The organism is Telluria sp. LT2P80 (assembly GCF_059685955.1).
Genome location: NZ_JCASIO010000001.1, coordinates 862,511 through 875,694 on the forward strand (window position 1 = coordinate 862,511; position 13,184 = coordinate 875,694).

At 61.6% G+C, this 13,184-nt stretch carries 11 protein-coding genes; 5 read left to right on the forward strand and 6 right to left on the reverse strand.

Going from position 1 to position 13,184, the window contains the following annotated elements; genetic code table 11:
• Positions 1-4 precede the first annotated feature (4 nt).
• The 4 genes from fliQ (at position 5) to AC56LW_RS03835 (ending at position 3,779) form a co-directional block, all read left to right on the forward strand.
• Positions 5-274 carry a flagellar biosynthesis protein FliQ gene (gene fliQ, locus AC56LW_RS03820; RefSeq protein WP_332532384.1) on the forward strand — a complete coding sequence of 90 codons (270 nt, stop codon included), beginning with the start codon at positions 5-7 and terminating at the stop codon, positions 272-274.
• A gap of 30 nt (positions 275-304) precedes the next feature.
• Positions 305-1,147 (forward strand): flagellar biosynthetic protein FliR, encoded by an 843-nt coding sequence (fliR, locus tag AC56LW_RS03825; RefSeq protein ID WP_499631797.1) that lies wholly within the window; start codon positions 305-307, stop codon positions 1,145-1,147.
• Between the two features lie 286 nt (positions 1,148-1,433).
• Positions 1,434-2,702, forward strand: a complete 1,269-nt coding sequence (locus AC56LW_RS03830; RefSeq protein ID WP_499631800.1) for a DUF4214 domain-containing protein — start codon at positions 1,434-1,436, stop codon at positions 2,700-2,702.
• A 165-nt stretch (positions 2,703-2,867) separates the two neighbouring features.
• Entirely contained in the window at positions 2,868-3,779 is a 912-nt protein-coding gene (locus AC56LW_RS03835) for an alpha/beta hydrolase (protein ID WP_499631803.1), read from the forward strand.
• A gap of 58 nt (positions 3,780-3,837) precedes the next feature.
• Here AC56LW_RS03835 and AC56LW_RS03840 read toward each other — a convergent pair whose 3' ends face one another.
• Positions 3,838-4,845 carry a DUF4214 domain-containing protein gene (locus AC56LW_RS03840; protein WP_499631806.1) on the reverse strand — a complete coding sequence of 336 codons (1,008 nt, stop codon included), beginning with the start codon at positions 4,843-4,845 and terminating at the stop codon, positions 3,838-3,840.
• A gap of 254 nt (positions 4,846-5,099) precedes the next feature.
• Here AC56LW_RS03840 and AC56LW_RS03845 point away from each other — a divergent pair, with 254 nt between their 5' ends.
• Positions 5,100-7,127 (forward strand): AsmA family protein, encoded by a 2,028-nt coding sequence (locus AC56LW_RS03845; protein ID WP_499631809.1) that lies wholly within the window; start codon positions 5,100-5,102, stop codon positions 7,125-7,127.
• On the opposite strand, the gene flgL is transcribed toward AC56LW_RS03845, so the two are convergent.
• The 5 genes from flgL to AC56LW_RS03870 all read right to left on the reverse strand — a co-directional run bounded on the left by flgL (position 7,114) and on the right by AC56LW_RS03870 (position 13,176).
• Positions 7,114-8,337: a flagellar hook-associated protein FlgL gene (gene flgL, locus AC56LW_RS03850; RefSeq protein ID WP_499631812.1), complete on the reverse strand. Its 1,224-nt coding sequence runs from the start codon at positions 8,335-8,337 to the stop codon at positions 7,114-7,116. The two genes, AC56LW_RS03845 and flgL, sit on opposite strands and share 14 nt — an antisense overlap.
• 17 nt (positions 8,338-8,354) lie before the next feature.
• Entirely contained in the window at positions 8,355-10,325 is a 1,971-nt protein-coding gene (gene flgK, locus AC56LW_RS03855; protein ID WP_499631815.1) for a flagellar hook-associated protein FlgK, read from the reverse strand.
• A gap of 106 nt (positions 10,326-10,431) precedes the next feature.
• Entirely contained in the window at positions 10,432-11,388 is a 957-nt protein-coding gene (gene flgJ / locus AC56LW_RS03860) for a flagellar assembly peptidoglycan hydrolase FlgJ (RefSeq protein ID WP_499631818.1), read from the reverse strand.
• Between the two features lie 15 nt (positions 11,389-11,403).
• Entirely contained in the window at positions 11,404-12,516 is a 1,113-nt protein-coding gene (locus AC56LW_RS03865; protein WP_482899816.1) for a flagellar basal body P-ring protein FlgI, read from the reverse strand.
• A gap of 12 nt (positions 12,517-12,528) precedes the next feature.
• The gene (locus AC56LW_RS03870) at positions 12,529-13,176 is read right to left on the reverse strand and encodes a flagellar basal body L-ring protein FlgH (protein WP_332532394.1); all 648 of its coding nucleotides are present in this window, start codon (positions 13,174-13,176) and stop codon (positions 12,529-12,531) included.
• Positions 13,177-13,184 lie beyond the last annotated feature (8 nt).

Consider the following 13,184-nt stretch of genomic DNA (forward strand, 5'->3'; position numbering starts at 1 on the left):
CGCGATGACTCCCGAGAGCGTAATGACGATGGGCCGCACGGCCATGGAAGTGACCCTGATGGTCTCGGCGCCGCTGTTGCTGGTGGCGCTGATCGTCGGCCTGGTCATCAGTATTTTCCAGGCTGCGACCCAGATCAACGAGGCCACGCTCTCGTTCATCCCGAAACTGGTCGGCGTGTTCGTCACGCTGGTGGTGGCCGGCCCGTGGATGCTGTCGGTGATGCTGGACTATATGCGCCAGGTGTTCACGGGTATTCCCGGCCTGATCGGCTAAGGCCCGCGTGCGCACTCCCGGAGGCGCCCGATGCTGACGCTGACCTCGGCGGAAATGAATGCCTGGATCGCCGGCCTGCTGTGGCCGCTGTCGCGCATTCTCGGCCTGATCGCTGCCGCCCCGCTGTTCGGCAATGCCAGCGTGCCAGTGCGGGCCAAGCTCTCGCTGGGCATCCTGCTGGCGATCGTCATCGCGCCCCTCGTGCCGGCCGTGCCGGCGGCCGACCCGACCTCGTGGGCGGGCCTCCTTATCCTGACCAAGGAAATGATCATCGGACTGGCGATGGGCTTTGCCATGCGCATCGTATTTGCCGCGATCGAGTACGCCGGCGAAGTCTCGAGCCAGACGATGGGCCTGGGCTTCGCCATGTTCTTCGACCCCAGCACGCGCGGGCGCTCGTCGGCCATCAGCCAGTTCATGGCACTGGTTGCGACGATGGCCTTCCTGGCCGTGAATGGTCACCTGATCCTGCTCGAGGCGCTGGCCGAAAGCTTCATCACGATGCCCATCACCGACACCCCGTTTTCATCGAACACGGCGCTGGAACTGGTGCGCTGGGGCGGCCGCATCTTCTCGGCCGGGCTGCAGATCGCCATGCCGATCATCGCTGCGCTCTTGATCACGCAGGTCGCCCTCGGCATCCTGACGCGCGCCGCACCGCAGCTGAACATCTTCGGCATCGGCTTTCCGATCACGCTGGGCGTGGGCTTCCTGACGCTGAGCCTGGTGCTGCCGTACCTCGGCGCGCCGATCGTCAACCTGTTCAACCAGGGCATTGAAGTCAGCAGATCATTGCCGCGCGCCAGCAATCCGCAGCCGGCGGCTGCGGGTGCGCAGCCGGCAGCGACGCCGGTGGTGCCAGCGCCGGGGTAACGCGCCTGCATTGCGCAATTCAACTGCCTGAATGGCTGTTCTATTTTTTTTGTGGCGATATTCCAGCTGATTACCTTAGTCATTTGAAATACGGATAGTATTCGATAGTTTCCAAATCGCAAATACATGGTATCGTTCTGGCAATTCTTTCCATGACCTTTTGGCGCTTGTGACTTCCCCTATCCTTTCTACAAAAAAAATCGTTTCACTCCTTCTGATATCGCTGTTATCCGCCTGTGGAGGCGACAGCAGTGCGCCACAAGAAAACCCGATACTTGCAAGTTCGATGTCTTCTGAACGTGCATCAGTTAAATCTCCTGCGATGATTTCGGGAGAGCGACGCGCTTACGATATTGCATGGTCTGATTCTAAAATTACGGGAACGTCGAAGGTGAGCCAGCTGAATTCATTTCAGTCGACGGAAACCGAGATACGACTACCAGATATTTCCCTGTCTTTTGATCAGGATGGGCCAGCCGGCAAGATTTACCGACTCTATCAGGCGGCTTTCGGCCGAACGCCTGACGTCAGCGGTCTTGGCTACTGGAAGGACGCTTTCGAAAGAAACGGATTCCAGATTTTCCCGATTGCTGAAGCATTTTTGAGTAGTGCGGAGTCCTTGAGCCTCTACGGTTTGCACAGTAGCGATGCGACTTTTGTCGAAAATCTATATTTAAATGTATTGCATCGCAAACCTGACCAAACAGGATCCAGCTATTGGGTGAGTCGTTTGGCATCCGGCGCCAAGCGCGCGGATATTTTGTCAGCGTTCGCGGATTCACCTGAAAACAGATCAGCAACATCGCTGGCAATCAGCAAAGGAATGGCATTTGCTCAACCTGGCATTGCGTACATTCCAGTGGCAAACGCCACCGGGCCTAGCGATGTGGCAGTAAGCGTACCTTTTCAAGTTAATGGTTACAGCTCAACCGATGCCAATGGTGATCAAATTTATTACAACTGGACTATCGTAAGCAAACCTACGGGAAGCCGCTCAGATTTTCTCGAGCCATACATCGCCAGCCCGAGACTTTCTTTGGACCTGCCCGGCAAATATGAAATTGCAGTTACTGCCAGAGACCCAATCTCTTCATCGTATTCACCTGGGAAAATAACCGTCGTAGCCCATGCAATTATCGCTGATAGTGGTGAAAACAGGTGCTCGGTGATTGGAACCGGGAACGCGCAAGACCTGTACGCAAAAGGTCACACCTATCTTGATAGAAACCTGAATGGTGTTGCATGTGACGCTCCTGACATTGCATTTGAAACAATGCCGTCAGTTCCGGTGCTGGCAGACACGGGGCGATACTCATGCGGTTCAGTCTCGGCGCGAACTGCGTTCCTGCTCTATTTGCAAGGCCATACTTACCTCGACCGAGACCGAGATGGCAAGCCATGTGAAGCGAAGGACATCACACTGGAAAAACCAGTCTATACACCGCCGCCAACCTACACTCCGCCCACAACGCCGTCCACGGGAAAGAGATGTTGGGTGAATGGATACACGAAAAAGAATGGCACGCGTGTTAGTGGGTACTATCGCAGCTGCTGAGGCCTGACCACACTGGCAGTTGCTCATGACACCAAATGCAGCGGCACACTGTAGACGATGCATTTGGTGCGACGATGAAGCAAAACCCTGGATCATCGTCGCGTTCATCGCGATAACGCAGTGCTCGCGCTAAAATGAGAATCATTCTCATATATATTGCAGTGTATGACATCATCTTTACCGCCATCCGTTTCATTTCCACGCCGCCGCATCCTCGGCGCCGCTGCCGCACTGACTGCCCTCGCCACCCCACTGGCCCGCGCCGCAGCTGAGTGGCAACCCGCCACGCTGCACCAGGCCCGGCAGCTCGACATCACCTCACCCACCACCGGCCAGACCTACCGCATCTTCGTCAGTATCCCGACTACCCCGCCCCCGCCCGCCGGCTACCCGGTCGTCTACGCGCTCGACGGCAATGCGACCTTCCCGACGCTGGCGGTGATGGCGCGCACGATTCTGCCGCGGGGCGCTGCGCTGCCCGTTGTCGTCGGCATCGGCTATCCGGGTGAGTTCGATTACGGGATGGGGCGTGGTCGCGACTACACGCCACCCTCGGGTGCGGGCGGTCCTGCGAAGGAAGGCGGCGCCGATCTGTTCCTCGACTTTATCGAACGCGAACTCAAAACGCTGATCGCCGCGCTGGCGCCGCTCGATCCAGCGCGCCAGGCGCTGTATGGTCATTCGTACGGCGGGCTGTGCACATTGCACGCTTTGTTCACCCGCCCGGCAATGTTCCAGACGTACCTGGCGGCCAGCCCATCGATCTGGTACCGCGAGCGTGTGGTACTGGATGGCCTGGACGGTTTCAATCGGCGCATTGCCACCCTGCCCGCGAAACCGTCGCTGATGCTGGCCGTGGGCGCACTGGAACAACCGTCAACGGCAAACGGCCCGCTGCAGGGCCGTGACGCCATCGCCGCTACGCGCCGCATGGTGGACAACGCGCGCGAACTGGGCGAGCGGCTACGAAAGACCAACACCTTGGCGCGTGTGCAGTTCCACCTGCTGGCGCATGAAGATCACGGTTCGGCAACCTTCCCGGCCATGGCGCGTGGGCTCGAGTTTTTCCTCGTGTGAATCAGGGAAAGAGCTTGATCAGATATTCAATACTGCGCCTTACCAGAGCGCGAGCGATTCACCCATACGGCGTGTAGGTAAAGCCATTGCCAATCACGTCTGCCAGTTGCGCGCGATTTTCCACGCTCTCGGCAAATTCAATGAGTACGTCCGCGCGACTGGTTCCATGGTCCAGCGCAGCATTCCAGAATGCCACACCGGACGCTTCGCCGTCGCGATGCAGTACGTTGTCATACAGCGCGTCGATGAAGGCCATATTGCTGGTATTGGCGCCATACAGGTCGGTGAATTCTGCGCTATCGATGAAGCTCTGCGAGATCGCCGTCAACGTCTGGCCCGCGTCGCTGACCGCTAGCCAGAAACCGAAACCGATCTTGTCGGGTGTACGGTCGAACGCGGCCTGGTACAGGCGGTAAACCTGGCCCAGGTTGCCCGCCATGGACAGGGCCAGCGCGTCCTTGCTTTCAGTGAACAGGGCGCGTTCGATACTGGTCAGCTCCACCGAATATCCGCCCCAGGGGATCGGCACGGTATTGCCGGTCTCCGTCTTGGTGAATGTGAAGTCGGATAGAGCTCTGGGAAAGACTGCCGTGTCGCGCATGTTGGCATCGGTACCCATCACACGACCGCGAGTTTCGGCGCCGAGGCCGGAAACCGCGGTGTCGCCATTACGCAGTGTGTTGATCTCGAACGGTCCCATGGATAGAAAATCGTTGTTGAGGTTGCCGCTAGCATCAGCAATGCTGCCGGTGCCTAAGCTCAAGTTATAGCTGCGCACCGCCAGCAGATGATCGGGGGTGTAGGTGAGCGTGTTGCCGCTGACCGTCACCGCAGGGCCGGTCATGTCGATCAATTCGAGTGTCGTCGAATAATTCCCGGCAATCAGCCAGAGCCTGCCGCCGTGCACCTGGATCGCTTCATCGAACACGATCGTGAGGGGTCCGTCGACGGTCGCGCTGACCGAGACTATTCTCGGCGCAGTCGTGTCAGGGGCCGTGGCTGCAAAACCCGTTGCGACGACCCGGTCGGCGGTGGAGGCATTGGCGAGCAGATTGTCGGTGTGCATGAGCGTGACAAACGGGTAAGGAGAAAATCAGTATAGCCCGATGGAAGCCGCATCGAGATAACCAGAAAGCATAAAATCACGTGGCACTCCTCGTCCTGGATTTCCCCTCTCCTCCCGTAAAGCGTAAAAAAATACCAATTAATTGTGCAGTAGTGCGACTTAGCCAACCAACAATATTGCCTGGACCCTGCTAGCCTGACGATCCCGGTGCCTCGCTGCGCCAGCCGCTGACCCACTCATGGGCACGATCGACAATGACTCTTTCCAGACCTCTCAAAATTACCGGCTGGATCTTGCTGGCCATCACCGTGGCAGTGATCCTGTTCCTCATGCTGTTCGACTGGAACATGCTGCGTCCGTACATCAACCGCAAGGTGTCAGAGACAACCGGGCGTGAATTTGCCATCCGCGGTGACCTGGACGTCAAGTTCCAGCGTGATCGCAACGGCGAAACGGGCTGGCGGCGCTTCGTGCCGCAGCCGCATATCACGGCCGACAACGTGTACATGAGCAATCCCGCCTGGAGCACGGTCGGCAAGCAGATGGCCGCTGCCCAGCGCGTCGAGGCCGGCGTGCGCATCCTGCCGCTGCTCACGAAGGATGTCGTGATCACCGACCTGCGCCTGGCCAATCCGGACATCGCCGTCCAGCGCCGCGCCGATGGCAGCAATTCGTGGACCTTCAAGGACAACGGCCCCTCCGAATGGAAGGTCGATCTGCAGCGCCTTGCCTTTGACAGCGCCAAGGTGCGCTACGTCGACGAGCCGGTGGGCCTGGACCTGCGCGCCACGGCCGATTCGATCAAGGGCGGCGAAACCGCCTCCACGGCAGCAGGCGTGCCGCCGTATGGCCTGACGTTCACACTGGCCGGCACCTACAACAAGGCGAAGATCACCGGTGGCGGCAAGGCCGGCGCGGTGCTCTCGCTCACCGGCGACGACACCAGCTTCCCGATCGAAGCGGAAGCCACGGCCGGCGAAAACAAGCTCGGCCTGCGCGGCATCATCCGCGATCCGCGCTCGCTGTCGGGCTTTGCCCTGCAGATGCAACTGGCCGGCGCCAGCATGGCGGACCTGTACGGTCTGACCGGCGTGCTGCTGCCGGAAACGCCGCCATATGCCACCAAGGGCACCTTGCTGGGCAAGAAGGACGGCGACTTCTGGACCTTCACCTATAAAGATTTCACCGGCAAGGTCGGCGCCAGCGATATCGCGGGTACGCTCGCCTACGCCCAGCGCAAGCCGCGGCCGCTGCTGACGGGTGCACTGACATCGAAGCAACTGCGCCTGGCCGATCTGGGTCCGACCGTGGGCGCGGATACGGGCGAAGGCACGAAGGCCGCGGGCAAGGTCACGGCGCCGGCGCCGGGCAAGGCCCTGCCGGTCGACCAGTTCAACACGGCCAAATGGGGCGCACTCGATGCCGAGGTCAAGTTCACTGGTAAACAGATCCTGCGCACGGCCGACATTCCGCTGCGCGACATCGAGACCACGATCCGCATGAAGGACAAAGTCCTGACGCTGACTCCGCTGAGCTTTGCGCTGGCGGGCGGGCGCATCACGTCGAATATCCGGCTGGACGGTCGCGAGAAGGTGCTCGATGCATCGGCCCGGCTGGCGGCGCGCGGCGTGAAGATCCGCGAACTGTTCCCCAAGCTGCAATCGATGCAGGCGACCTTTGGTGAAATCAATGGCGATGGGGCGCTGGTCGGCAAGGGCAACACCGTGGCGGCCATGCTGGGCACGTCGCAGGGCGAGATCAATGCCGTGGTTACCGAGGGTACGGTCAGCCAGTTCGTCCTTGAACTGGCCGGCCTGAACGTGGCCAACGCCGTCTACGTCAAGATTTTCGGCGACAAGCAAACCATGCTCAACTGCGTGGCAGCGACCACCACGGTGCGCAATGGCCGCGCGAACATCGATCGCTTCGTGCTCGACAGTGAAGATGCGGTGGTGAACGCGACCGGCTATGTGGACCTGGCGACCGAGAAGCTGGACGTCGACGTGCGGCCAAAAACCAAGGGTGCGCGCATCCTGTCGCTGCGCACGCCGTTGTATGCGCGCGGCACGTTCAAGGATCCGAAGGTGGGGCCGCATGCCGGGCCGCTGGCGCTCAAGGCCGGTGCAGCCGTGGCGCTGGCAGCGATCAATCCCCTGGCCGCCCTGCTCCCGTTGATCAACGTCGACAAGGCGCCCGACACGAACTGCGGCGCAGAGATCCGCGCCGCGAAAGAACCACCGAAGGTGAACGGTAAGGTCGCGCCGAAGATCAAAGGTAGTTAAACAGCGACAGGCCCGACATCGTCTTGAACGACATCTGCGCCGCCTGCAGCGTCATTTGCTGCTGCGAGAAGTCCGAGATGGCCTTGACGGTGTCGAGGCCCACCAGGTCGTCGAGCGTGGATGCGTACTGAATGTCCAGGTCGTCGCCGGTGCTGTCGAGGTAATCGAGCTCTTTCATGTGGGCGCCGACCGATGACTGCACCGTCAGCACGTTGTCGTGCGCATTCTTCAGGTTGTCGATGGCCGTGTTCAGGCCATTGGTCAGCGCTGCCTTGCCGGCCGAGCCTTCGCCCGGCAGGCGCAGTGTGGCGATCAGGTCGGTCACGGTCGTAAACACTGACTGCTTCTGGCTTGGCTCGACACTGAAGGTGTCGCCGTTGGCCGGCACGCCCTTGATGTCCAGGGCCATACCGCCAAAGGTGATCTGCTTGCCGGCTTCATAGGCATTGCCGCTGCTGACCACGGCTTTCGGATTGCTGCTCGTGTTGTAGACCGAATACGTGGTCACCGGCGGCGTGGCGGTGCTGACCGCAAATTCGATCCCGTACTTGGTGCTGTTGAATGCCTGGCGGTCCACGACCGAACCGGACGAGATCAGCGCCGCGCCCTTGTTGGCGCTGCCGGCCTGGGTCTGGAAGTTGCCGTTGCCGGTCGGGATCGCCTCGAAAATGGCGCTGCCCGATGCCGACAGCGGCAATTTGCGCGAATCGCTCACCTGCAACTGGCGCACACCCTGATCGCCCTGGTAGGCGGCGCCGGTTGGGGTGCTGGTGAACGGCTGCGTCGTAGTCATGTAACCCGAAAACAGGAAACCACCCGAGCCGTCGGCGGTATTGGCGATGCCCAGCAGATCGGCCAGCCGGCCTTCGAGTTCGGTCGCCAGCTTTTCGCGGTCGCTCGGCAGCATCGTGGCGTTACCGGCCGTGACGGCCAGCGTCTGGATGTCCTGCAGCACATCGCCCGTATTTTGCAGCGTCGATTCCACCTGCGCCAGCGATGACTTCGCGCTGTTGCGGTTGGTGGCGAACTGGGCATTGATTTCCTGCGACTGGCTCACTTCGAGCGCGCGCGCCGAAGCGACCGGATCGTCGGCGGCGGTGAGCAGGCGGCGGTCGGTCGACAGCTGCATCTGCGTGCGCGCGAGCGCGCTTTGCAGCGTGTTGAGCTGGTTGGTCGAGGTGGCATACAGGTTCGCGGTACTGATACGCATGATGTTCTTTCGCTACGTTAGCGGCTGATCGACAGCAGCGTGTCGAAGATGGTGCCGGCGATCTGCATCACCTTGCTCGACGCCTGATAAGCCTGCTGGTACTTGATGAGATTGGCTGCTTCTTCATCCAGATTCACGCCCGACACATCGGCCTGGGCACCCTCGGCCTGTGCCAGCAAGGCATTGCCGGCCTGTGCATTGACCTGCACTTCGCGCGTCTTGTTGCCCACCTGGCTCACCATCTGCGCATACGACGACGTCAGCGTGGCGGTGCCGTTGTTGAAGATATTCTTGGTCTGCAGCTCGCCCAGCGCGGCGATATTGCGGGTGTCGCCCACGCCGCTGTTGTTGGCCGCGATCGTGAACTTGTCGTTGTCGCCTGGCTTGCCGGTCAGCGTGATGCTCACACCGCCAAAGCTGTAGGTCGAGCCGTTGTCGAATTTGACGTTGGCAGAATTGACCTGGCTCGAGATGCCCTTGCTGTCGACCACGGTGACCATGCCTGCCGGGAAGCCCGTCAGATTGCCGTTGGTTTCATCGAATTCCAGCGTCACCGGCAACGCGGCAGGTGCGGTCAGGAAATCCTTGGACACCTTGCCTTCGCTGATCTTGCCGGTGCCGGTATTGGTCAGCGGCATGCTGGTCAGAATCGGGGCTGCGGCCGCGATCTGCGAAACATCGTTGGCCAGCACATTGAAGTTGGCAGCGCCGTCGATGGTCGGGCGCACCAGGAACGTATCCTTGTTGCGCGCATTGTTCTTGAAGCTGAACTCGACGCCATCGACTTCAAACGTGGCCACGCCATTTGCGCCCGGCGTGACGGTGCCCACATCGGTGTTGTCGGACTGGCGCACGACCTTGTAGTTGGTGCCGTTGAACGTGACTTCGTAGTCGCTGTCCTTGAGCTTGCTCGGATCGGTCACCTTGGCGGTCAGCTCGGCCGCCGGATCGGTGCTGGTGCCCTTGGCATTGTTGATGCTCGCGCCAACAAACGCCGGCGCCACGTTGAAGAACGGCTGCCCCTTGTTGCCGTTCTGGTCCAGGCCCAGCTGGTGCTGGGCGTTGAATTCAAAGGCCATGCCGATCGCGATCTTGCCGAGCGAACTCTGGGCGGTATCGAGCGTCTCGGTACGAAACTCGAGCAGGCCGCCCAGCTTGCCGCCGGAGAGCGCGCCATCGGGCAGCACCGCCACTTTCGAGCCCACCTGGTAACCCACTTCCATGCGGGTCAGGTCAGTCGGGGACACCATCGCCGCCAGCTGGAACGAGTCATTGCCCACCACCAGCGGCTGGCCATTGCCGATGGAAATCGTCAGGCTGCTGTTGTCGCCCGGCGTGACGGTGGCCTTGACGAACTTGTTCAGTTCGAGCACCACCTGGTCGCGCTGGTCGAGCAGGTCATTCGGCGGGCGCGTGGCCGACGAGGCGAAATTGGAAATCTGCTCGTTGAGCTTGGCGATCTGCGTGCCGTAGGTGTTGATCGCGGTGACGCTCGCTTCGATCTCGCCGTTCACGCCGGTGCGGATTTCGCCAAGGCGCGAATCGAGGTCTTGCAGGCGCGTGGCCAGCGTTTCGGCACTCGACAGCATCGCCTGGCGCGACGGCACCGACGCGCGGTTGGCCGCCATGTCCTGCACGCCCTTGAAGAAACCCTGCATCGCCGGCGACAGGCCCGACGTGGTATCGGCCAGCAGGTTGTCGATCTGCTTGATCTGCGAGTAGTACGATTCCAGGCCGCTGGTGCTGGCCTGGGCGTTACGTACCTGCGTGTTCAAAAAGTTGTCGCTGTAGCGCTTGATCTGCGCGATCTCGGTCCCGGTGCCCAGGAAGCCGACGCCCGTATCGAGCGCGGCCGACGTGGCCTGGACCACGGTCTGGCGCGAGAAACCCGCCACGTTCGCGTTGGCGATGTTGTGGCCGGTCGTGGCGAGGGCTGCCTGTGCTGCATACAACCCTGTCTTACCGATGGCGAGGAGGCTACCTGACATAATTTTTTTCTCTCTGTGACAGTACAGTCAACGGCAGTTTTTCAGAAAACTTGACGGTTGGCTGACATAAGAATGGCGTCAACGGGCGCATGTGCGCATGTGTACATTACGCCAGCGAATTCTTGATCAGGCGGGTCAGCTTGGCCGCGTAGTTCGGATCGGTGGCATAGCCGGCGCGCTGCAGGCCCTGGGCAAAGGTGGCCGCGTCGCTGCTGCCGATGACTTTTTCGTAACGCGGGTTCTTCGCGATCATGTTCGCGTAATCGCGGAACGAATCGGCCGGGCTGTCGTAGGCGCGGAATTTCTCGACCTTCGTCTGCGGCTTGCCATTCACGTATTCGGTGGTGACAGCGGTGGCGACCTTGCCCTTCCAGCTGGCCCCGGCCTTGATGCCAAACAGGTTGTTGCTGTTGCTGCCATCGGCGTTCCTGATCATGCGTTTGCCCCAGCCGGTCTCGAGCGCGGCCTGGCCCAGCATGAACTTGGCCGGCACGCCCGTGGTCTGCTCGGCGGCATGCGCGTGCTCGTGCAGTTTTTCCTGGAACGCGCGCACGTGCGGCGCCTGGACCCGGCCCGTCTCGGTCGTTGCCGGCAGCGGCGGCGCCTTGCTGGCGGCGGCCGCGCCAGCACCGAGCGCTGCGCCATTGCCATACATGGCCGCGCCGTTGTTCAGCGACGGTGTCAGGCGGCCAGCGCCAGCAGCAGCATCACTGCCCATGCCATCGGCGCCAATGGCCAGCGCCTGCTGCCCCATCTGGTTCGCACTCAGCTGGCGCACCAGCACGTCGGCCAGGCCAACGCCGCGCTTGGCCAGGTTCTGGCTGGTCTGCTGGTCGAGCATCGTCGTGAAGGTCTTGGTCTGCTGGTTGTCCAGCATGCCTTCCTGGGGCGTCGCGTCGCGCATGCTCTTCATCATCATATTGATGAACATCGCCTCAAACTGGGTCGCCGCTTCTTTCATGGCGGCCGGCGTGCCGGCTTTCGCGCTGTTCTTCAGCCCGTTGAGGCTGTTGGTGTCGAGCGCGAGCTTGCTGGTCTGGTCAAGGTTGGGCGATGCGATCATGGCGTGTCTCTCGATTTAGATGATTTCGAGCTCGGCGCGCAGCGAACCGGCGGCCTTGAGCGCTTGCAGGATGGCCAGCAAGTCTTGCGGGGTGGTGCCGATCGAGTTCATCGCCTTGACCACTTCGGCCAGCGACGCCCCGCCCTTCACGTTGATCATCTGGCCAGGTTCTTTCTTGATCTCGACCGACTGGTTCTGCGTGACGACGGTCTGGCCGCCGGCCAGTGCGTTCGGCTGGCTCACCTGCGTATCCGAGCCAATGGTGATCGACAGGTTGCCGTGCGAAATCGCGCAGTTATCCAGCATCACGGCGCGGTTCATCACGACCGACCCGGTGCGGGCGTTCATGATGACCTTGGCCGAGGCCAGCGGCTGATTGACGTCGATCTGTTCGAGCATGCCCAGGAAGGCCACGCGCTGGTCGCTCGACGACGGGGTGCGCACGCGCACCACGCGCCCGTCCAGGGCCGTGGCGATGCCGGGACCGAACTGGTCGTTGACGGCGTCGACGACGCGCGCGGCAGTGGCGAAATCGGTCTCTTTCAGTTCCAGGCGAATCTGGTTATTCTCGCCCAGGTTCGATGCAACGGCGCGTTCGACCGTGGCGCCGGCCGAGATACGACCGACCGCCAGGTGATTGACCTGCACTTGCGCGCCGCCGCCCTGCGCCTGCACGCCCACGCCGCCGACCACCAGGTTGCCCTGGGCCATGGCATAGACCTGGCCATCGGCGCCATGCAGCGGCGCCATCAGGAGCGTGCCGCCACGCAGGCTCTTGGCGTTACCGATCGACGACACGGTGATGTCGAGCGTCTGGCCCGGCTGGGCAAACGCCGGCAGCGAGGTCGTGACCATCACGGCCGCCACGTTCTTCAGTTGCAGCTGGGTGCCGGCCGGCAGGTTGACGCCCTTCTGTTGCAGCATCGCGCGGATCGACTGCACGGTGAACGGCGTCTGGCTGGTCTGGTCGCCGGTGCCATCCAGGCCCACGACGATGCCGTAGCCGGACAACTGGTTCTGACGCACGCCGGCGATGGTGGCCAGGTCCTTCAGGCGCTCGGCCTGGGCCAGGGGGGCGATGCCGCCAAAAGCGGCAGCCAGCAAGACAACGGAAGCAAATTTACGCATGGGTGTGGCCTTTTAGAACGGCAGCATCGACAGGAAGAAACGCGACAGCATCGACGTCACTTCGGCGCGATCCAGGCGGCTGTTGGTACGGTATTCGACGCGCGCATCGGCGATCACGTTGGACGAGACCATGTTGCCGGCCTGGATCGTGTCGGGGCTGACCATCCCCGAGAAGCGGATGAATTCGGTGCCCTTGTTCATCGCGACCTGCTTTTCGCCGGCCACGATCAGGTTACCGTTCGGCAGCACTTCGGTGACGGTCACGCCGATCGTGCCGGTGAAGTTGTTCGACGCGCTCTGGTTGTCGCCATCGGCAAACTTGGTGCCCGATTCCAGCGCCACGCCGGCACCGATCACGCCAGCCAGCACGCCCGGTGCGGTAAAGCTCGCGCTGCCGGTCTTGTTGCCCGAACTCGCGCCGGCCTTGGTTGCCGTCGTGCGCTCGCTGATATTGACGGTCAACAGGTCGCCGATATGACGGGCGCGGCGGTCTTCGAACATCGGCCGGTAGCTGTTGACGTTGAAGATCGCGCCATCGGTGGCCGGAGCGCCATCGACCAGCATCGGGCGCGCGCTGGTCGGGCCCTGCACGATGGTGGTGGGGGTGGCGGCGCAACCGGCGAGCAATACCAGCGCAGCGAACGAAGTCAGGATTTTCATGATGTCTG

Excerpts from the sequence above, each read along its gene's own strand:
- fliQ (WP_332532384.1), top strand. The coding sequence starts at position 5 with ATGACTCCCGAGAGCGTAATGACGATGGGCCGCACGGCCATGGAAGTG.
- fliR (WP_499631797.1), top strand. The coding sequence starts at position 305 with ATGCTGACGCTGACCTCGGCGGAAATGAATGCCTGGATCGCCGGCCTG.
- AC56LW_RS03830 (WP_499631800.1), top strand. The coding sequence starts at position 1,434 with ATGTCTTCTGAACGTGCATCAGTTAAATCTCCTGCGATGATTTCGGGA.
- AC56LW_RS03835 (WP_499631803.1), top strand. The coding sequence starts at position 2,868 with ATGACATCATCTTTACCGCCATCCGTTTCATTTCCACGCCGCCGCATC.
- AC56LW_RS03840 (WP_499631806.1), bottom strand. The coding sequence starts at position 4,845 with ATGCACACCGACAATCTGCTCGCCAATGCCTCCACCGCCGACCGGGTC.
- AC56LW_RS03845 (WP_499631809.1), top strand. The coding sequence starts at position 5,100 with ATGACTCTTTCCAGACCTCTCAAAATTACCGGCTGGATCTTGCTGGCC.
- flgL (WP_499631812.1), bottom strand. The coding sequence starts at position 8,337 with ATGCGTATCAGTACCGCGAACCTGTATGCCACCTCGACCAACCAGCTC.
- flgK (WP_499631815.1), bottom strand. The coding sequence starts at position 10,325 with ATGTCAGGTAGCCTCCTCGCCATCGGTAAGACAGGGTTGTATGCAGCA.
- flgJ (WP_499631818.1), bottom strand. The coding sequence starts at position 11,388 with ATGATCGCATCGCCCAACCTTGACCAGACCAGCAAGCTCGCGCTCGAC.
- AC56LW_RS03865 (WP_482899816.1), bottom strand. The coding sequence starts at position 12,516 with ATGCGTAAATTTGCTTCCGTTGTCTTGCTGGCTGCCGCTTTTGGCGGC.
- AC56LW_RS03870 (WP_332532394.1), bottom strand. The coding sequence starts at position 13,176 with ATGAAAATCCTGACTTCGTTCGCTGCGCTGGTATTGCTCGCCGGTTGC.